The following is a 21,547-nucleotide window of genomic DNA, read 5'->3' as shown; positions in this document are numbered from 1 at the left end:
TATTGGCCATTAATAATATGCTAGATAAAGACCTGATATTGAATGATAATACATGTGAATTATCGCAGATTTCCAGGCACAAAACTCATGTTGTAGAAGTTGGAAAAGTAAAGATAGGCGGAAATAATCCTGTAGTTGTACAATCTATGGCGCTTGGCGTGCATATAGATGCTGATAATATAAAAAGTAGCGCAAAACATTATGCAAAAGAGATAACAGAACTAGCGCGTACAGGTTCAGAATTGGTGCGAATTGCCTTGAACTCAGAGGAGGTAGCAAGAGCAATACCTTATATAGTAGAAGAGATAAATAAAGAAGGTTTTGACGGTAAAATATTGGTAGGCTGCGGTCAATATGAGCTAGATAAATTAGTTCAAGATTATCCAGACAACATCAAAATGCTGGGTAAAATTAGAATCAATCCAGGCAATATAGGCTTTGGCGACAAACGTGATGAGAAGTTTGAAAGGGTGATAGAGTATGCAATAATGCACGATCTTCCGGTTAGAATTGGGGTAAATTGGGGTAGTCTTGATAAATACCTTTTGCAAAAATTGATGGATGAAAACTCTTCGCTTAGTAATTCAAGGCCTTCTGATGTTATACTGCGCAAAGCACTTGTAATGTCTGCTCTTGATAGTGCAAAAAAAGCTGAAGAAATTGGTCTAAATTCAAACAAAATAATCATTTCATGTAAAGTTAGCAAAGTACAAGATTTAATTTTAGTTTATATGGCACTTGCAAAATCTTCCAATTATGCGCTGCATTTGGGTTTAACTGAGGCTGGTATGGGCAATAAAGGTGTGGTAAATACCGCAGCAGGGCTTACTTATTTATTGCAAAATGGCATTGGAGATACAATACGGGCTTCTTTGACTCAACGTCCTGGTGAATCGCGTACTAATGAAGTGGTGGTGTGTCAGGAAATATTGCAGTCTATAGGCTTGCGACACTTTAACCCTCAGGTTAATTCATGTCCTGGTTGTGGGCGCACGAGTAGCGATCGTTTTCGTATATTAACTGAAGAGGTGAATGGCTATATAAAAACTCATATGCCGATGTGGAAGAAAAAAAATCCAGGTGTAGAGCATATGAACATTGCTGTTATGGGATGCATAGTAAATGGTCCTGGAGAAAGCAAACACGCAAATTTGGGAATCAGCTTACCTGGATATGGAGAAAAACCTGTTTCAGCAGTCTACAAAAACGGCAAATATTTCAAAACTTTACAAGGTGATAATGTCTCTGAAGAATTTAAGGCAATTATTGATAATTATGTGAAGAAGCATTACACGTAACCTTTCACGGTTAATTAATAGATAAATCGCAAATAAAAAAGAAAATTAAACCTTGTTTTTCTTTTTTCGTTGGGAATGTTCAAAAAAGCATACGCGTCAAGTTAAGAGATTGTAAGTAAATTCAGGGAAGTTAAGGTAGATACTCTAGTTTTTCTGTACTTGTCTTTTAATGAAAATCGAGACCAAGTTATGGTAAGCTTTTTAAGAAAAACTTTCAAACTATTAACTTTATTCTTTAGTGCTAAAAATAACTCTATAACCCGCCTTTTTAGCTCAATAAATGCCTTTGTTAAGCTAAGTTCTGTATTCTTTTTCACTTCTGTGCAACCAACTATGCCGTGAAATATAAGAATTGCGCACAATTTAGCATATAGTTCACATAATACTCTGCATGGCTTTCCTTTTAGCTTATCAAGTCTGATATGGCTTTTATACAATTTAAATAATAACTCAATTTGCCACCTTACTCTGTAAATCGTTAATACTTGCTCAGCACTAATTTTATTTTCTGGAACATTAGTTATAAATATTGACCAGTTCAACAATTTTTGATTTCTTTTAGAGGATGTATATCCCTGCGATCTTGCTAATCTATTAGCTTTCCTTCTTCTGGCCATAGACTGTTCTTCAGTTAGTTTCTGACATATAATTCTTACTCTAATTTTTGCTTCTTTTCCTAACAATACCTCGTTTTCTAAAAATAACTTATCCTCTAAACATTCTAATAACTCCATTTTTTGATTTGTTTCTACATCATATATGTTGGTATCGGATTTATAACGACTTATGAAATAAGCTCCTATTTCATTGATTTGTTTAAAAGAACTTGGCACAAAATAACCGAGATCAGATATTAGCAAATCATTGCTTAATATATTACTTAAATGTTTCCTATATCCCTGGTCTGATCTTACTCCCTCCGTTAAATTAAGTTGGTCTATTATCTGATTCATGTAGTCGAAAACTAATTGTAACTTTATTCCAGACTTAGTATTGCTTTCATAGCCACTGTAGCTAGTACCATAACCTTTATACATCTCTTCCATACTGTTAGGTAGAGTAATATAGCTACTGTCCAATAATTTAACACTATTAAATTGCTGTAAGATTTTGCAATCAACTTGCAAGATATTTTTGAAGAGAAGCACAGATTCATTATACATCCTTTTCATAAATTCCACTGCTTCTTCAGTAAATCTAAAATCCAAACCTTGTTTTGTTATATCTATCGAGTCCTCGTTTAGTAATTGACACATTGTTTCTACGCTACAATTATCAACCCCTATATTACCCAAGACCATGGCTTTTACGAACGATGAACCTTTTAGCTTTCTCTTTCTTTTTATAAACCTTGTTGTAATTGAGATTTTGTCTGCTTTTTCATTAAAAAATTCTTTGAGCTTTTTTGATAAGCTAGTTATTTTATTCATTGGTTCTCTCACTAAAAGTATTTCTGGGAGAACTTATACCTTATTATTCTATCTCTTTCATACCTTTATTTCCTTAACTTGACGCGTATGGTTCAAAAAAGTGTGTCAAACCGAAAAAAAAGTAATAAATTGATATAAAAAAAATGGAGGTTTGACTGACCTTACCCAGAAAAAGTGGAGAGAAAGTTTGGAATGTTTCTCACAAAGAGAATGATGAATCAAAATGCTCAGGAATGCAATAGTTAATAGTGACGTTGTTTGTTATAAAAAATTTCTATATATTCAAATATAGCAGTTTTGATATGCTGTTTAGAGTGCCGAGAGGTGTCTATTGGTAACTCCCTTTTTAGAGAACTGAAGAAGCTTTCCACAACAGAATTGTCGTAACAACAACCTTTATAACTCATCTATGTTTTTTATGGATAAGAGATATTGATAACCTTGCGAAGTATATTGTGAACCTTGATCACTATGTAATAGTAGATTTTTGGCAGGTTTACGCTTGTTAACGGCCATTAATAAAGAGTCCATAACCAATTGTTTATTTATTGAACTGCTCATTAACTACCATGCGTGAATATAGATCGATTATTGTTGCCAAATATAGCCATCCTTCTTTGGTTTTTATATAAGTAATCCCATACTTTATTTGGTTGATCGACAATAAAGTTTTGGTCTAATATATTAGGAGCTACTGTCCGTTTGTTGTTTCTTAATTTTAAATTTTCTTCTCAATATAGCCTGAATACCATTTTTCTGCATAATACTTTGCACTGTTTTTAAGTTGCAACTTTTACCCAAAGCCTTCAATTCAGCATGAATTTTAGGAGCTCCATATCTACATTTAGAAACTTGATATATTTTTTGAATAGCTGCGAGTAGCTCTTTATTTGCTGATTCTCTACTGCTTATTTTTCTTGTGGTCCACTTATAGTAGCCACTAGCAGAAAATCCTACATAATTCCTGTACTTTATAGCAGTTACTATGCTCTTTTATAAAAAAATATTTTACTCTTTTTGACTGGCCAGGGCTTTTTTTTAAATGTCTCTTTCCCTTGTTACTCTTGCTTTGTAAATCAAACCTCTCTTTGTCGTAAGGAGCCATGTTACCTCTACCTGGAAATGCATCTGCTGCCGACTTTTTTTCGTTGTGTTTCTTTATCCATTTTCCTAATAAACCACCCTTTATTCCTAAATCCTTTGCTATTTTTGTAATTGTTTGACCTGCCTTTCTTTGTTCATTTGCCAGTTTAACAGCTTCCAATTTGAATTCTGCCGTATATTCTCTTGCCATTTCTAATCCTCCAAAATTTTATTTTACCCGAAAAAACTCCTTTCTTTCTCTCCACTTTTTCTGGGTAAGGTCACTTGGCAACAGTTGCTCTACTTTCTCCTTCATCCAATGCTTCCATTGCTTTTTTCCTTAAGTCGTAACTATACGCTGCTGGCATACAAACCCCTCTACCATAAATCCATTCTTACCTTATTGGGATTATTATGAGAAGAGCTATAACTCTATGGGAGGGAAGCAAAATCTGGGATTCGGCCTTAATGGCATTAGCGTTGCATCAGCTTCACCCTCCCTGTGAGGTATTTTAGCTCTAATGCCTCACATCATAAAGATACAAGTGTCAAGCTACTTGGATGACAGGGGAGGGAGGCACTGGGATGACAGGAGAAGGTAGTGGGATGACACCCTGACAACCGTCATCCCGCTGCTTGTTAGCGGGATCTAGAGATACCGCGAATGAATCGCGGCATGACGTAGGACTGCTTTCATTCCAGTGCTTGACACTGGAATCCAGCCTTTCTGCAATCTCATCGAAAACGTTGTAACCACTTTCTATGCTAGTTTGCTTGTGAGCAACCTGGATTCCAGTGTCAAGCACTGGAATGACACCGTTATAAAGGAACCAGTGTCAGCTACTTGAATGACACAGTCTTTGCTTAAACCCGTAACGTTCGTACATTTTGCTAAAAGTTCAAATATCAACATCATGCACATTAAGTGCATTGCTATTAATAAAATCACGGCGTGGTTCAACTATATCACCCATTAATATTGAAAATATGGAATCAGCTTCTTCACAATCTTTTATTTCAACCTTTAATAAAGTTCTAGCCTCAGGATTTAACGTAGTATCCCATAGCTGATCAGCATTCATTTCACCAAGACCTTTAAATCTCTGCAGAGTTAAACCTTTTTTACCATAGTCCATTATTATTTTTGCAAGCGTACTTGGAGAAGTGATTCTTATTTCAGTTTCTTGTGACTTTAAAAATGAATCACCATTAAATAAATTACTTATACCATCAAGCAAACTTAATATGTTTTGCATATCTTTGCCTTCAAGCATACTAAGTGCAAATATATATTTGTCTGCCAATCCTTGAAACAATTTAGAGATATGAATTTCTTTTTCTTCATCTTTTATTTCCACTTCCCAAGTGTATTCGCTGTACATTAACTTCAAATACTTTAATATCTCATCAGCCGATGATAGAGCATTCTTTTTACTTAAAATTAGCAATGACTCTAAGAGATTTTGTGGTATTTCTCTATCATAATTTTTGCTAATATTAGAAGTGCTAACGCATTTATTCAAAATAAGGCGCAAGTTGTTAAATTCTGTAGCTGTACCACTTAGTGTTAATCTTTTAACTGCTGAGTTTATTATATACTCTTCAAAAGTTTCGTCATCTTTAATATAAGTGTCTTTGGCATTCTTTGTAACTTTATAGAGGGGTGGCTGTGCTATGTATAAGTAACCTTTTTCAATAACTTCACGCATATGTCTAAAAAAGAAAGTTAGAATCAAAGTTCTTATATGTGAACCATCAACATCTGCATCTGTCATGATGATAATTTTATGATATCTAGCTTTTTCAATATCGAAGTGTTCACTCCCTATTCCAGCACCAATTGCAGTAATTAAAGAGCCTATTTCTGCAGATGAAAAAATACGATCTAAACTTACACGTTCTACGTTTAGAATTTTTCCTCTTAAGGCAAGCACTGCTTGTGTTTTACGATTACGCCCCTGCTTTGCAGTACCACCTGCTGAATTACCCTCTACTATAAATAATTCCGATAACTCAGGAGCTTTTTCCTGACAATCAGCAAGCTTTCCTGGCAGAGTTGCAATATCAATATTGTTTTTGCTTTTAACTAGCTCGCGCGCTTTTCTTGCAGCTTCTCTTCCTTTTGCTGACCTGATTGCTCTTTCTACTATGCTTGCTGCCAATTTGGGATCAGTTTCAAGGATTGTGCTCAATTTATCAGAAACTATACTTTCTACAACTGCACGTGCTTCAGAACTAACTAGTTTATCTTTTGTTTGTGAAGAAAACTTAGGATCAGGCATCTTAAGAGATAAAACACAAGTTAAACCTTCTCTAACGTCCTCTCCAGTTAAATTTACTTTTGCTTTCTTTAAAAACCCTTCATTAGTTGCATAGGTATTGATACATCTAGTTAGTGCAGATCTAAATCCTGCCAAATGCGTACCACCATCTCGTTGCCGTATATTATTAGTGAAACACAACATATTCTCATAGTAGGAATCATTCCATTCCATCGATATTTCCAAGCTGATGCCAAGATCTTCTGCATCTCCTTTCATACTGGCAATTTTAGTTACATGTGTCTTATTCTTATCTAAATACTGCACAAAATTTGCTGTACCAAAATTGTCTTTAGATTGATTGCTCTGATTGAAATGAGATTCTGTATATGGTTCATTGCGCAGATCACGTAAAGTAATGTCGATATTTGAATTTAAAAATGCTAATTCTCTTATACGACTTTCAAGCGTTGAGTAACTGAAATTAATGCCATTAAAAGTCTCTGTTGATGGCATGAACGTGACTTTAGTTCCTCTTTTGTTTGTATTTTCGTTGACTACCTTTAAAGGTTCAATAGACTCACCATCTTCAAAACGCATAAAGTGTTCTTTCTTATTGCGCCAAATAATTAATTCCAACCAGCTTGATAATGCATTCACAACTGAGATTCCAACACCATGTAATCCCCCAGAAACTTTATAGGTATTGCTGTCAAATTTACCACCAGCATGGAGTTGAGTCATTATTACCTCTGCTGCTGATATTCCTTCTTCTTCATGAATGTCAGTTGGAATGCCACGACCATTGTCGGTTACTGATACTGAACCATCTTTATTTATGCTAACTTCAATTTTATCACAATACCCAGCTAAAGATTCATCTATTGCGTTATCAACAACCTCATATACCATGTGGTGCAAGCCAGATCCATCGTCAGTGTCACCAATGTACATACCTGGACGTTTCCTTACAGCATCAAGACCCCTTAAGATTTTTATTGCATCGGCATTATAACTATTTTCCATGGTATTGCTTCGTTTATGAATGTTAATTAATATTACATTCATATATGCTGATTAGCAACATTTTTAAACTGATAACCCATATTAAAAGCACAACTTTACGAATGTTTATTTTTGAAGACAGCAAATAGTGTCATTCCAATGTGTCTTCCATAACTGTACGAACATTCATTTTTGAAGGTAAATTGCACAACAGATGATGTCATTCCAGTGCTTGACACTGGAATGGCTTTGTTGCATCGCTAGCTATGATGGATTAAAGATAAAAAAGATGGAGAATATCAGTAGCTTATTATTCTGGTATTTATAACAAGAACGGTCAGTGAATACCTAAATTTGAGTAAAAGAAATTTCACTACCACTCACTAATCCGGCTAAAATTCAAGAATTTCAATGCTTTAGCTATTTTCAATAGAATTAAATTTATTAATGTAAATAATAAATTACTATTCTTAAATTTGATCAGATTGATTGCAAAAAAACAAGATTTTCAATAGGTTACTTATAATCCTAACTATAGTTAGCCTTTCATAAGTAGCGATGCAACAAAGCCCACTGGAATCCAGAAATTTTGCTTATAACTGAGCTGATGAGCTAAAGGTAGTTGTCTTACGCTAAAACAAACGTTTTTAATTAAGTTGCATAGAAGCTGGATCCCAGTGTCTGGGCACTGGGATGACACCCCACTGGTGGGAATTGCTCCCAAACTACAACGTTCGTACAGTTGTGTGTGTCTTCCCATGGAGATTGCTCTCAAATCATAATGCTCATGCAGTTGCATGCTCGACTAATTAACAGAAAAATCTATAATTCAGTTTACGTATTTTCTTATCTCAGCCAAAATCTTATCAGATTGACTTTCGTCTGAATTTAAATCAGCTGCAAAGTGTGTAACATATTTTCCTCCAGGGCCAATAAGGTACATTATTGAAGAATGGTTGATTTCTTCTTCTCCACCAACTTTGCTAGCATATACTTTATACTTTGCAATTACTTCGTCTATTTTTTCTCTTTCACCAGTTAACATTTGTATTCTGTGGTCAAATTGCTGCTGAAATTCTTTAAGTCTTTCCGTGCTATCGCGCTCAGGATCGACTGTGATGAAGAATGTTTGTAGCTTGTTGTTAGTTTTCTCATCTAACTTTGCAAGTGTTTCTGAAATTATTCCAAGGTTCATAGGGCAAATTCTTTTGCATGAGGAAAACCCAAAGAAAATCATCATGTATTTATCTTTAAAATCACTACTGCGCAAGATCTGTCCGTCCTGATTAATTAAAGAAAAATCTCCGCCTATCTTAACTTCTGCGTTGTGAATCGCTGCTGGGGCAAATATGCCTTTTTTAGTGAAATAACAATAACCTAAAAAAACAACTGCTAATGCTGCTAGCACATTAGATAATAATCTTATAAACCTTACCATTAGAATGCTCTCAGCAAAATTGAATTGTATCTTTATTGGTTAACCTATTCAATATATTTATTCCAAAGTGTATTGTTAATTTTGTCTAACAGTTTCTTATGTTCATCAATTTCTTCACTATTTGGTAAATGTTCTCTGGGAGTTAGATTACGTACTTTATGCTGAACGAATGTGGAGTTACTGTCCTGATTGCATTCATTATCAAACAGAAAGGTTTGTAACCCTCCTGTAAGTTCAACATATACCTTTGCAAGCAATTGAGCATCAACTAGTGCTCCGTGCAATTCTCTATTCTCTAGCGATATATCAAAACGCTTACATAATGCATTCAAAGAAGCAGGTGATCCTGCGAATTTTTTCCTCGCAAGAGGTAATGTATCTAGCACTCTGTCTGAGGAAATTAACCTAGCATTCAGCTTGCTTAACTCCATGTTAAGGAACTTAACATCGAATTCAGCGTTGTGAATTACCAAAATATCATTAGATATAAAGTCAAGAAATTCAAGTGCAACATCTGAAAATAATGGTTTATCTTCTAAAAATTCTTCACTAATACCGTGAATCTTAAACGAGTGATAAGGTATATCTCTTTCTGGGTTAAGGTACCGATGGAATACTTTACCTGTTGGAATGCGGTTAATTAATTCCACACACCCTATTTCAATAATTCGATGACCAGATTCAGTGTCAAGACCTGTCGTTTCAGTGTCAAGTACTATTTCGCGTAGCTTGCTTTCCATTTCAAATAAAACTCATCTTACTTATCATTTGTCTTATCGTTACTTGTCTTTTTATAGTGAATAGAAACAAGCAACCAGCTTGGGTCTGATGAATTAACATTTTTTTTGAATTGCCATACATCCTCAACTTTATTAATAGTGGATGTACTACCTGATATTATATCTCCTTCATTGTTCTTAACGAAGTTAATTTGCTCTGAAAGGAAATATACTGCAATAAACACTGCGTTTTTTACTAGCTTTATTTCTAAAATCTTTTGTGAAACGATAGAAACAATTATAGACTCGTGCACCTCTTTACGATGTTTAATCTTCTCTGCAAAATTATCATATAAGTCTTTATCGAGAAGTGGTTTTAACTGAGACAAATTTCCTTGATTGAAACATTTTATTATTAATTCAAAAGCTATGCTTGAACCTTCTATAAAGTGGGAAATAGAAAAATCTTTGTTTTTTTTTAATATTTGTTTATAAGTAACTTTTATTGAATTTTCATCATTGCTATCAATGTAACCCTCAATGTTTTCTACTACATCTTCTCTACTTCGGCTTACATCCAATACATTAGTTAGCTTTTTTAGGTTGAGGTTGGCTGACCTTCCTAAAGAATTATACAAACGTGAAAAAATGAACGCCGCTAATAAAGCATATATTACAAGCTCTATCATAGTAACTCAACTCCTTGGCATATAAAGTATCCGAACATTATTAATTATTAATGAAAATATGTTTTTCATATCAACTTATAATCAGGTTTGCTATTCGTTTGTAAATGAATATATTATATAAGAAAGTATTAAATATCTCAACTTAATTAAAGGAGACGTAAGAAATGCCACAACAAAAAATGAGAATTCACGGTCAATATGTTAAAGATCTATCATTTGAGAATCCGAATTCGCCATTCCTTTCTTCTAGTAAAGCTCCAGATATTAATGTAATGGTTAATATCAATTCAGCAAAATTAGAAGGGACGAAAAACAAAGAAGAAGTGAATGAAGAAAAATCTTTTCATGAAATTACTTTGCATATAGAAGTCAAAGCAACGGTAAAAGATGAAGGCATAAAAGATGGTGTAGCTTTCATTTGTGAGACGAAATATTGTGGCATTTTTTCAATAGAAAATTTAAAAGAGTTGAGTGAGGAAGAGGTAAGACAAGCTTTGTTTATTGGCGGACCTACTTTTCTTTTCCCTTTTGCAAGAGAAATAATTGCAAGAGTTACAAGTAGTGGTGGATTTCCCCCACTGATGCTAGATCCTATAGATTTTGAAACTATGTATGAGCAGCAAGGTCAACAACAAAAAAGTAACGGTAGTAATTCCAATTTTAACTAATATAGTGTGATAGGATGAACAATTCTTTAAATGCAAAAACGACTTTAAACATTGACGGGAAGTCATACAACTATTTTAGCCTAAGTAGTGCTAGTGAATTTTTAGGAATAGATGTGACTAAATTGCCTTGCTCACTTAAGGTTCTGCTTGAAAGTTTATTGCGCAATGAAGATGGAGTAAACGTAAAGCTAGATGACATAAGAGTACTAGCAGACTGCGTTAATAAACACACTAATCACGAAATTAGCTATAAACCAGCAAGGGTGTTGATGCAAGATTTTACAGGGGTTCCTGCTGTTGTTGATCTAGCTTCAATGCGGGACTATGTTAAGAAAAATGGAGGAAACCCAAGCAATATAAATCCGTCTGTACCGGTTGATCTTGTGATTGACCATTCTGTTCAAGTAGATAGTTATGGAAGTGTTTCCGCATTCAGTAAGAATGTTGAGTTAGAAGTAAAAAGAAATTTGGAGAGATATCAATTTTTAAAGTGGGGAGAATCGTCCTTCACAAATTTTAGAGTAGTGCCGCCTGGCACAGGGATTTGCCATCAAGTGAACCTTGAATATTTAGCGCAAGTTGTGTGTAATAATGATGGAGTCATATATCCTGATACTTTAGTTGGTACTGACAGCCATACTACAATGGTTAACGGGTTATCAGTTCTTGGTTGGGGTGTTGGAGGCATAGAAGCTGAGTCTGTGATGCTTGGTCAACCAATTAGTATGGTGATTCCAGAAGTAGTTGGATTTAAATTAATTGGCAGACTGCCGGAAGGAGTAACTGCGACTGATTTAGTGCTGACGGTTACCAATATCCTAAGAACAAAAGGCGTTGTTGGTAAGTTTGTAGAATTTTATGGTGATGGTTTAGATTATTTATCTTTGGCAGATAGAGCCACTATAGCAAACATGGCCCCAGAGTATGGTGCAACTTGTGGGTTTTTTCCAATTGATCAGAAAACACTCGATTATTTACATTTAACAGGGCGACCAGAAAAGCTGATTAAGTTAGTTGAGGCTTATGCGAAAGAGCAAGGATTGTGGCGTGGCAATAATGAGTTAGCATTTTTTGACGCACTAGAACTTGATTTATCGAGCGTGAAGCCAGTAATGGCTGGTCCTAAAAGACCACAAGATAAGGTTTTTCTTTCACAAGTGGCAGAGTCTTTTTCTAAATCATTTTCAGTTAATGAGTCAAAGGAAAGCGATAAACTCCAAGATGGAAGTGTAGTTATTGCAGCAATAACAAGCTGCACTAATACTTCAAATCCAAGTGTGATGATTGCTGCAGGTCTTGTAGCTCGTAATGCAATTAAACTTGGATTAAAATCAAAGCCTTGGGTTAAAACTTCTCTTGCTCCAGGGTCACAAGTTGTAACAGAATATTTAGAAAAGTCTGGATTGCAGGTAGATCTAAATGCTTTGGGTTTTAATCTAGTTGGATATGGTTGCACAACTTGCATTGGGAATTCTGGTCCACTTAATAAAGATATAGAAGATGGCATTAAAAACAAAAACTTAACCGTTGCTGCAGTTTTATCTGGCAATCGTAACTTTGAAGGAAGAATTCATCCGTTAGTCAAAGCTAATTACTTGGCATCTCCGCCACTTGTTGTTGCATATGCACTTGCTGGTACTGTGCAAATTGATCTGACAAAAGATTCAATATGCAAAGATAAGAATGGAAATGATGTCTATCTCAAAGATATATGGCCAACAAACAATGAAATCGAAGATTGTGTTAAAAGTGTGGTAACACGTGAGATGTTTATACAAAAGTATAAGGATGTTTTTTCTGGTGATGAACATTGGCGGAAGATAAAGTGTGAAAAAAGTGAAATCTATAATTGGGATGCAAACAGTACTTACATACAAAATCCGCCTTATTTTGATAACTTATCACCTAAAAATAATAAAATCGATATAAAGGGTGCACAAATATTAGCAATGTTTGGCGATAGCATAACTACTGATCATATTTCCCCTGCGGGAAATATTGCCTCGAGTAGTCCTGCCGGTCTATATTTAAAAGGGCTTGGAATTGAACCACGGGATTTCAATTCATACGGGTCTCGCCGTGGTAATCACAATGTAATGATGCGTGGGACTTTTGCTAACATTAGAATAAAAAATGAAATGGTTAGCACCGAAGGTGGATATACAAAATATATTCCTTCTCAAGAAACTATGCCAATTTTTGATGCGGCGATGCGCTACAAGGAAGCTCTCATCATTGTGGCAGGAAAGGAGTATGGCACAGGTTCAAGTAGGGATTGGGCAGCAAAGGGTACTTTATTGTTGGGGATTAAAGTTGTAATTGCAGAAAGCTTTGAGCGTATACATAGGTCCAACTTAGTTGGTATGGGTGTTCTTCCACTTATATTCCAAAATGGAATAACCAGAAAGATATTTGATGGTAGTAAGGTAATAAGCATAAAAGGTGAAATAGTGCCAGGTGGAAATCTAAAATGTATCATCAAAGGAAAGGATAATTCTGAACAATCAATTCAACTCAAATGCTGTGTACAAACCGCAACTGAGACTAAATACTTGATGTGTGGTGGAGTGTTGAGCTACATACTTGCACAATCTTTTTGATTTAGTGAAGTTATTGCATGGACTTCTTTTAGCCAGCCCTGATCCCTTTGTAAATAGCAATTTGCTCTGCGCAAAGTTATGATATAATTTCACCATACATATGGTGTCGGAGTATTTTTTGGAGATAATTATATATGATAAGCTCTATACAAGAACCTAATGAACTCAGAAAACGTTTACAAGGATTTTATCGTACTGATGAAAAGAGTTATATACGTTATCTTGTAGAAAAAGCAGAGCTTTCGGCTGATTCAAAAAATAGAATTTATAATATTGCAAAACAAGTTATTGAAAAAATCAAACACAATAAATTAAGTATTGTAGATTCCTTTATGCAGCAATACTCGCTTTCCAATGATGAAGGAATAGCATTGATGTGCCTTGCTGAATCACTACTTAGAATACCAGATGATTATACAATAGACGAAATAATCAAAGATAAAATTGCCAATCAGGAATGGAATAAATATTTAGGGCACTCTTCTTCGTTGTTTGTCAATGCTTCCACATGGAGCTTGATGATAGGTAGCAGTATATTGAGAGATAATGAAGGCGATTCGAAGTTCTATTACGCAATTTCTAAGTTACTTAAGAATTTAGGAGAACCGATCATTCGCAAAGCAGTAAAACAAGCAATGTCTATGCTTGGTAATCATTTTGTTGTTGGAGAAACCATAGAAGAAGCTTTAAGGTATGCAAAACTAGATGACAATAGTAAGTTTTTATACTCTTTTGATATGCTTGGCGAAACTGCTCACACAGCTGAAGATGCAGAAGAGTATTTTAATTCATACATGCACTCAATAAAAGCTATAGGTGAATCCACTGAAATAAATGATTGTTTTAAATCGCATGGAGTTTCAATCAAATTGTCTGCGTTACATCCACGTTATGAATTTGGTCAATTCGATAATATAGCTGAAGAGTTGAGAGCTAAACTGCTAGAGCTTTGTCATGAAGCAAAAAAATACAACATTTCATTATGCATAGATGCAGAAGAAACAGAAAGGCTTGAAATGTCCTTAATCTTGTTTGAACAATTACGGCTTGATGAATCACTTTCTGAGTGGGAAGGGCTTGGCTTGGCTGTGCAAGCATATCAAAAGCGCGCTTTATCTGTTCTTGACTTTGTTGAAGATGTTGCTATCCGATCAAAGCACAAAATTATGGTGAGGCTTGTAAAAGGTGCATATTGGGATTCAGAAATCAAGCGTACGCAAGAATTGGGATTAAATGATTACTCAGTATTTACAAGAAAAAGCTATACTGACGTATCTTACTTCGTGTGCGCACAGAAACTTTTGAGTAAACCAAACAGCTTTTACCCATGCTTTGGAACTCATAACGTCTATACTTTTGCTTCTATCATGGAACTTGCTGATAAAAACCACCCTGGATTTGAATTTCAACGCTTACATGGAATGGCAAAAGACTTATATGATTATGCAATGTCAGAGCTTGCAACAAATGTTAGCTGTCGTGTCTACGCACCCGTTGGGGAACATAGTGACTTGTTGCCTTATCTTATAAGACGCCTTCTTGAAAATGGAGCTAATAGTTCGTTTGTTAATCAAATAAGTGATCCTAACGTTAAAATCGATGAGTTAATTTCAGATCCACTGGAAAAAGCTATAAATTTTAATTATGAACCTCATCCAGGCATTCCATTACCACAAGATATTTTGGGACCAGAAAGAAAAAATTCCTTGGGGATGGATATTAGTGATTCTGTGATAGTCTCACAATTTGCAGATGATATAAAGGGTTTTAGTGAAAAAAAGTGGCAAATTGGACCAATAATTGATGGAAAAGCACTATTTGATAATGCTGAATTTATCGAAGTAGTGAATCCTGCACATTTGGAAAATGTAATTGGAGAAGTGTCAAGTGCAACAAGCGATCAAGCTTTAAACGCTCTTGAAATAGCACACAGTGCTTTTGCTAAGTGGCAGAATGTTTCAGCAGAAGAGCGCGCTAAATGCCTTGAAAAAGCTGCAGATTTGCTTGAGGAAAGGATGAAAGAGTTAATTTACATTCTGATTGTGGAAGCAGGAAAAATTTTATCCGATGCAATAGCAGAAGTAAGAGAGGCAATCGACTTTCTGCGTTATTATGCAATGATAGCAAAAAATGAACTGAGCGACTGGAAAAAATTGCCGGGCCCAACAGGTGAAGATAACTTCATCTTTTTTGAAGGCAGAGGAGTTTTCTTATGCATATCACCGTGGAATTTTCCGCTCGCTATCTTCATTGGGCAGGTCTCAGCTGCACTTGCAGCAGGTAATGCAGTGCTGGCAAAACCGGCAGAGCAAACGCCGATTATTGCCTACGAAGCTGTTAAGATACTACATGAAGCTGGGATACCAAAGAATGTGTTACACCTCATTCCTGGGGATGGTGGATATTTAGGCAAAATATTAGTTCCAGACAATAGAATTGCCGGAGTAGCTTTTACTGGCTCAACACAAACTGCTCAAATAATCAATAAAATGCTTGCAAATAGGGATGGTCCTATTGTGCCACTTATTGCTGAAACAGGAGGGCTCAATGCTATGATAGTTGATAGCTCTGCTCTTTTAGAGCAAGTGGCTATGGATGCTTTGCTTTCTGCGTTTCGTAGCAGTGGTCAACGCTGTTCTGCACTTAGAGTGCTGTTTATTCAAGAGGACATAGCAGAGAAGCAGATAAAAATGATATGCGGTGCAGCGCAAGAACTCAAGATTGGTGACCCAATACAACTTAGTACTGATATTGGTCCAATAATTGACAAAGCATCTATCGATATGCTAACTCAACATACGCAAAAAATGTCAGAGGACGAAGATTCAAATCTGTTATTTAAAGTACCCATGGATACAAATTCTCATAATGGTTATTTCTTTCCTCCATATATTTATGAGATACAAAAAATTTCGCAATTAAAGCAAGAAGTATTTGGTCCTATTTTACATATCATACGTTTTAACAAGTCACAATTAAATGAAGTTATAAGTGATATAAATAGTACTGGATATGGGCTTACGTTTTCTTTGCAGAGTCGTATACAAAGTCAAATTGAAACTATAAGTAAAAAAATATCAGTTGGAAATGTCTACATCAACCGTAACCAGATAGGTGCAGCAGTTGGGATACAACCATTTGGTGGTAGAGGACTATCTGGCACTGGGCCAAAAGCTGGTGGTCCTCATTATTTACAGCGTTTTTCTACAGAAAAAGTTGTAAGTGTTAACACTACAGCATTTGGTGGTAACACTACACTTATGTGTTTGGATTAATTTGCGGGCCCTAATTTTTCTTACCCCTAAACTAGACGTTCGTGCAGTTATGTACACAGCGCTAAAACCCGAAAAGGACCAGCTCATGCACTGAAATAAATCGTATCCGTTCAGCCAATGGCGTCAACTTAAGAACTTTCATTAGCAAACTCTCCTAAAGACATGATGGCGTTTAGGCTTATCTACTTTATTGCGGCTGTCCCGGTCGGATTTTAACTTTAGCGCGTATACTTAAAAAGGGCTTGAAAGTTTTTTGGCGCAATAAGTACCTGATAGAGTTTCTGTCTCATTACACTAAATAAAACTGAAAAATTTAAACGATACTCAGTAATTTGATCTGGGTTCCAAGGCCCTTGTGCATCACATATATGAAGCGATAATATATTGCACATGACCAAGTTTGCCCAAAACTCTTGTAATACAGCCTCTCCAGAAAAATTCTCTAACTCTGCTCCTACTTTGAGTCGTTTATAGCACTCCTCTATGTGCCACCTTAACACATAAGCTTTGCTCCAAAGTCTCGGTCAAAAACTCTGTTTCTCAGTTGGCTAATGTCAGCACTATAACTCTTACTTTCTGTCCTTTCATTTTATTTTTTAGCTTTTCATTTTCTAATATAAAATCAAAATCTAATTCGCCAGCGTTCCCATAGCTTACTATAATTTCTTTTTTGCAAGCGAAAAATAAAATCTACTTCCAAATTATAATGCTGCTGAATGAATTTTACTGAAGACGATCATAGATAAATAATAATTTCTCTTGATTTAATAAACGCATTTGAGTGATAACTTCGGGTAATTGCTCTGCCGCCAACGTTTGTTCACCTATATTCCAAGCTGCAAGACGAGCACTGCAAATCAGCGAAGTACACAAATCAACAAACAAATTGCCAATGGTGCCTGTTGTTCCATTTGGTTCAAACTCGGATACAATTTCCCCAGAGCTGGGTAATCTCATACCAGAACCATCTGCTGCAATAAGTCTATAGCCTCTCCAACTCAGGTTCATCCTGATAGGCTGTTTGGATGCTTAAATTCTTGAAAGCCTGTATGGCAAATCTTATATCTTGCTTTAGAAAAAGCTTGCTTTGAGGGTACATGTCAATGGCTCCATAAGTTCACATTCTATTCCCAAACTTTTTTTAACTAACTTTAAAATCATAGAAAATACTGTCGAAAAAGGAAGTTTTCTTGTTCGTGTAAAACTCAACACAATGGATTTTCTGAAAAGTTTTCGAGTATATTATATTTTTAATTTGTAGAATAAGGTTTTTTCCTTTTTGCATATTTCACCTAAAAAGGACACATTTTAGACTTCTTTGTTGAAATAAAACAGAAACAAAAGTGCTGTCCCTTGCACTCTTTGGATAATTTAATGATAAAAAATTTGGAGAGAAATTTTATACACAATCTCTGACATTTTTCCTTAAGTTGACGCCATTGTGTGAACGGTTACGGTTTCCCGTCTTCACCATGCTATATAGAAAAAAGTCTGGATTCCAATTTGCATGACAATATGGAGTATCTGCTTCTTTCATCCCAGTGGGATCTTTTATTCCATTTTATCAACAGTTTGTTTTGCAGTATCAAACAATTTTAATCCTATAATCCCGAATGTAACTAAAATAAAGCATATTACTTCGAATAAATTAACTGGTTCATCAAATAGGTAAACTCCAAGTATCGAAGCTCCTATAGCGCCCACTCCAGTCCAAATTGCATAGCATACTCCGATAGGTATAGAACGTGTAGCGAGCGAAAGTAAATATGTACTAAGAGCCATGGAGAGTATGCTAATTATTGATGGTACGAGATGAGTAAATCCATAACTATGCTTAAGTGTTATGACCCAGAACACTTCAATTAGTGACGATAAGAGTAAATATATCCAATTCATGCATAAATTTTTAGGTTTAAATAGAGAGCTTTAGCCCTATGCTTCCTATTACAATTAAAACGATACATAAAACTTGAGATAAATTAATATTCTCTGTGAAAGTGGTTGCACCAATTATAGTTATTCCAATTGTGCATATTCCAGAGGAAACTGCATAGCATAACCTAATAGGTAGAAAGCATGCTGCAAGAGATAAAAAGTAAATGCTAATGATCATAATTACCAATGTTGCAATCGAAGGCACAACTTTAGTAAAACTGTTACTAAACTTTAGCGTTACAGCCCACAGTATCTCTAGGATACTAGACAGCAACAAATACAACCAGCACATTTTCGTAACATTTCAATCTTGTATTGTAACAGAAATTGTTAGTTAAAACTACACTAAAGTGCAATAGATCTCTCTTTCGGAATTGCTTTAATATCAAACTTAAAACAACATCCTAAAAAACTTTTCTACGAAATTCAATTCCTGCACGTCATTTGCTGCATAAAGTGGTGTAGTTTGTTGCTCAATACCTGGTATTTCTACAAAAACTTTGCCCACTTCTTGACCTTTTTTAATGGGTGCAGGTATCATATCTTTATATTCAATACGCACCTTAATTTGGTCATGCAATTTGCGGTTGTAAGTTATGGTAACATCGTTTGCAACTGTAATAGGCACTTTTCTATCTTTTCCATAGAGAACATTTACTTCCTCAACTACGCTGTCTTTAACGAATATTTTCTTAGTGTTAAAATGATTTAAGGAGTATTGTATCAATCTTTTTGCTTCTTCTATTCGCTCTTTCTCAGTGTTTAAACCATTTACGACAGCAAAAATTCTCCTATCATTTCGTTTTGCAGATGCTACAATGCCGTAACCACCAGCATTTGTATAACCGGTTTTTAAGCCATCAACCCCAATATCGTGAAAAAGTAGAAGATTTTTATTCTTTTGTACAATTTCATTATATGTCAAATATTGTTCGGAAAATAAATCATAATATTCAGGAAAATCGGTGAAAATCCTTTTTGCCAGCATTACCAAGTCTTTTGCGTTCATAAAATGATCTTCATCTGGCCACCCGCTTGAGTTGACAAAATGACTGTCATTCAGATTCAAATTTTGTGCAACTTCATTCATTTCAGCCACAAAATTCTCTTCTGATCCTGCAATGCCCTCGGCTAGTGTTATGCAGGCATCATTGCCTGAGACTATTGTAATTCCTTCAAGTAATTCCCTCACCGTAACGGATTGACCTTCTTTCAAAAACATAGAAGAGCCTCTCCTTTCCCACGCTTTTCTACTTACTCGAAATTTATCCTCCATGTGTATTATTCCAGCTTTTAGATAATCGAAGGCTATATATAAAGTCATTAGCTTGCTCATTGAAGATGGGGCCATTTTTTCATCAGAATTATGGTCAAAAATGAATGAATCTGAAGCTAAATCTAAGACTACTGCTTGCTTTGCTTTGGTTCTAAACTGGTATGAGTATGAAGAAAAAGGAAGTATAAAAACTAATAGCAAAATTACCAATCTGCTTAACATATCTATAATTTTAAATTTATAGTGTACTAATTAATAGTATAATTTTACAGGGGCATTTCAATAGATCTCTTGCATAAAAATTCCTTGACAAACCTCGCCAGCCCCCTTATCATGAAACTGAAGCTATTTATTTATCTTCTCTGTACAGATTAAATGACAAAAAAACTCACGTATCTGGTGTCTCATGTTTAATTTTTTGCACTATGTGCACCTTATGTCTTTATAAAATTTCTAGGTTTTTACCTAATATAAGCTAAAATGCGCTTATAAAGCATTTAAAACATAAAAAAACGCCAACTTAAAAAATGGATAGTGAATAACTAGCTACCCTAGGGTTTCTTTTGCCTTTTTTTCTGTTTAGTAAATTTCTTAAACATTTATGACTAAAGGTTAGTTGCATTAAAAAGCAGCTAAATCGCGGTTATTAAGCGTTTAGAATAAAAAAACGCCATACTTGAAAGTATAATGTAAGTAATTAGCCAACCACGGGGCTTCTTTTGCCTTTTTTTTCGTTTGGTAAATTTCTTAAATATTTATAGCTAAACGATAACCGTCATCCCGCTACGTGTTAGCGGGATCTCTTGTTAGCGGCTGAGATACCGCGAATGAATCGCGGTATGACGGTTCGTGACGGTATGACGGTTCGCGGTGACATGACGATAACCTCGTCATCCCGCTACGTGTTAGCGGGATCTATGTTAAGGTATGGCGGTTAAATAAGGGATCTATGTTAAGAGATACCGTGAATGAATCGCGGTATGACGGTTCGTGACGGTATGACGGTTCGCGGTGACATGACGATAACCTCATCATCCCGCTACGTGTTAGCGGGATCTATGTTAAGGTATGGCGGTTAAATAAGGGATCTATGTTAAGAGATACCGTGAATGAATCGCGGTATGACGGTTCGCGGTGACATGACGATAACCTCGTCATCCCGCTACGTGTTAGCGGGATCTATGTTAAGGTATGGCGGTTAAATAAGGGATCTATGTTAAGAGATACCGCGAATGAATCGCGGTATGACGGTTCGTGACGGTATGACGGTTCGCGGTGACATGACGATAACCTCGTCATCCCGCTACGTGTTAGCGGGATCTATGTTAAGGTATGGCGGTTAAATAAGGGATCTATGTTAAGAGATACCGCGAATGAATCGCGGTATGACGGTTCGTGACGGTATGACGGTTCGCGGTGACATGACGATAACCTCGTCATCCCGCTACGTGTTAGCGGGATCTATGTTAAGGTATGGCGGTTAAATAAGGGATCTATGTTAAGAGATACCGCGAATGAATCGCGGTATGACGGTTCGTGGCGGTATGACGGTTCGCGGTGACATGACGATAACCTCGTCATCCCGCTACGTGTTAGCGGGATCTATGTTAAGGTATGGCGGTTAAATAAGGGATCTATGTTAAGAGATACCGCGAATGAATCGCGGTATGACGGTTCGTGGCGATATGACGGTTCGCGGTGACATGACGATAACCTCGTCATCCCGCTACGTGTTAGCGGGATCTATGTTAAGGTATGGCGGTTAAATAAGGGATCTATGTTAAGAGATACCGCGAATGAATCGCGGTATGACGGTTCGCGGCGGGATTCCAGTGTCTGGGCACTGGGATGACAGGAAAAGGGGCTACTT

At 35.8% G+C, this 21,547-nt stretch carries 15 protein-coding genes and 2 pseudogenes; 4 read left to right on the top strand and 13 right to left on the bottom strand.

From position 1 onward, the window contains the following. Window positions 1–17 precede the first annotated feature (17 nt). Window positions 18–1,298 (top strand): flavodoxin-dependent (E)-4-hydroxy-3-methylbut-2-enyl-diphosphate synthase, encoded by a 1,281-nt coding sequence (gene ispG / locus L0Z58_RS00560; protein WP_010962374.1) that lies wholly within the window; start codon window positions 18–20, stop codon window positions 1,296–1,298. Between the two features lie 101 nt (window positions 1,299–1,399). Here ispG and L0Z58_RS00555 read toward each other — a convergent pair whose 3' ends face one another. The 9 genes and pseudogenes from L0Z58_RS00555 to L0Z58_RS00510 all read right to left on the bottom strand — a co-directional run bounded on the left by L0Z58_RS00555 (window position 1,400) and on the right by L0Z58_RS00510 (window position 9,923). Then, window positions 1,400–2,728: an IS4-like element ISWen1 family transposase gene (locus L0Z58_RS00555; RefSeq protein WP_010962373.1), complete on the bottom strand. Its 1,329-nt coding sequence runs from the start codon at window positions 2,726–2,728 to the stop codon at window positions 1,400–1,402. A gap of 199 nt (window positions 2,729–2,927) precedes the next feature. Then, a pseudogene (locus tag L0Z58_RS06965) lies at window positions 2,928–4,022 on the bottom strand (IS3 family transposase). 337 nt (window positions 4,023–4,359) lie between these two features. After that, window positions 4,360–4,617 carry a hypothetical protein gene (locus tag L0Z58_RS00535; protein WP_010962372.1) on the bottom strand — a complete coding sequence of 86 codons (258 nt, stop codon included), beginning with the start codon at window positions 4,615–4,617 and terminating at the stop codon, window positions 4,360–4,362. 93 nt (window positions 4,618–4,710) lie between these two features. After that, complete coding sequence (gene gyrB / locus L0Z58_RS00530) at window positions 4,711–7,098, bottom strand: DNA topoisomerase (ATP-hydrolyzing) subunit B (protein ID WP_010962371.1); 2,388 nt, start codon at window positions 7,096–7,098, stop codon at window positions 4,711–4,713. A gap of 95 nt (window positions 7,099–7,193) precedes the next feature. After that, window positions 7,194–7,316 carry a hypothetical protein gene (locus L0Z58_RS06570; RefSeq protein ID WP_010962370.1) on the bottom strand — a complete coding sequence of 41 codons (123 nt, stop codon included), beginning with the start codon at window positions 7,314–7,316 and terminating at the stop codon, window positions 7,194–7,196. Window positions 7,317–7,615: 299 nt separating this feature from the next. Continuing rightward, window positions 7,616–7,876, bottom strand: a complete 261-nt coding sequence (locus L0Z58_RS00525) for a hypothetical protein (protein WP_010962369.1) — start codon at window positions 7,874–7,876, stop codon at window positions 7,616–7,618. Window positions 7,877–7,906: 30 nt separating this feature from the next. Next, window positions 7,907–8,515 (bottom strand): SCO family protein, encoded by a 609-nt coding sequence (locus L0Z58_RS00520; protein WP_010962368.1) that lies wholly within the window; start codon window positions 8,513–8,515, stop codon window positions 7,907–7,909. A 44-nt stretch (window positions 8,516–8,559) separates the two neighbouring features. Continuing rightward, complete coding sequence (gene dnaQ, locus L0Z58_RS00515; protein WP_010082574.1) at window positions 8,560–9,255, bottom strand: DNA polymerase III subunit epsilon; 696 nt, start codon at window positions 9,253–9,255, stop codon at window positions 8,560–8,562. 17 nt (window positions 9,256–9,272) lie between these two features. After that, on the bottom strand, window positions 9,273–9,923 hold the full coding sequence (locus L0Z58_RS00510) for a Tim44/TimA family putative adaptor protein (protein WP_010962367.1): 651 nt from the start codon (window positions 9,921–9,923) through the stop codon (window positions 9,273–9,275). A gap of 164 nt (window positions 9,924–10,087) precedes the next feature. Here L0Z58_RS00510 and secB point away from each other — a divergent pair, with 164 nt between their 5' ends. The 3 genes from secB to putA all read left to right on the top strand — a co-directional run bounded on the left by secB (window position 10,088) and on the right by putA (window position 16,466). Beyond that, entirely contained in the window at window positions 10,088–10,591 is a 504-nt protein-coding gene (secB, locus tag L0Z58_RS00505; protein WP_006279761.1) for a protein-export chaperone SecB, read from the top strand. Window positions 10,592–10,605: 14 nt separating this feature from the next. Next, complete coding sequence (acnA, locus tag L0Z58_RS00500) at window positions 10,606–13,191, top strand: aconitate hydratase AcnA (RefSeq protein WP_010962366.1); 2,586 nt, start codon at window positions 10,606–10,608, stop codon at window positions 13,189–13,191. Window positions 13,192–13,325: 134 nt separating this feature from the next. Continuing rightward, window positions 13,326–16,466, top strand: a complete 3,141-nt coding sequence (gene putA, locus L0Z58_RS00495; protein ID WP_010962365.1) for a bifunctional proline dehydrogenase/L-glutamate gamma-semialdehyde dehydrogenase PutA — start codon at window positions 13,326–13,328, stop codon at window positions 16,464–16,466. Window positions 16,467–16,607: 141 nt separating this feature from the next. Here the strand turns inward: putA and L0Z58_RS00490 are convergent. The 4 genes and pseudogenes from L0Z58_RS00490 to L0Z58_RS00475 form a co-directional block, all read right to left on the bottom strand. Continuing rightward, window positions 16,608–17,751, bottom strand: a pseudogene (locus L0Z58_RS00490) (transposase). Between the two features lie 266 nt (window positions 17,752–18,017). After that, window positions 18,018–18,362 carry a DMT family transporter gene (locus L0Z58_RS00485; RefSeq protein WP_006279756.1) on the bottom strand — a complete coding sequence of 115 codons (345 nt, stop codon included), beginning with the start codon at window positions 18,360–18,362 and terminating at the stop codon, window positions 18,018–18,020. Window positions 18,363–18,378: 16 nt separating this feature from the next. After that, window positions 18,379–18,693, bottom strand: a complete 315-nt coding sequence (locus L0Z58_RS00480; protein ID WP_010962364.1) for a DMT family transporter — start codon at window positions 18,691–18,693, stop codon at window positions 18,379–18,381. A 99-nt stretch (window positions 18,694–18,792) separates the two neighbouring features. Continuing rightward, the gene (locus L0Z58_RS00475; protein ID WP_010082605.1) at window positions 18,793–19,899 is read right to left on the bottom strand and encodes a D-alanyl-D-alanine carboxypeptidase family protein; all 1,107 of its coding nucleotides are present in this window, start codon (window positions 19,897–19,899) and stop codon (window positions 18,793–18,795) included. Window positions 19,900–21,547 lie beyond the last annotated feature (1,648 nt).

Source organism: Wolbachia endosymbiont of Aedes aegypti (assembly GCF_021496215.1).
GTDB classification, from domain to species: domain Bacteria; phylum Pseudomonadota; class Alphaproteobacteria; order Rickettsiales; family Anaplasmataceae; genus Wolbachia; species Wolbachia pipientis.
Note: the sequence above shows the minus strand (reverse complement) of the source record. Positions and strands in the feature narration are given on the sequence as shown.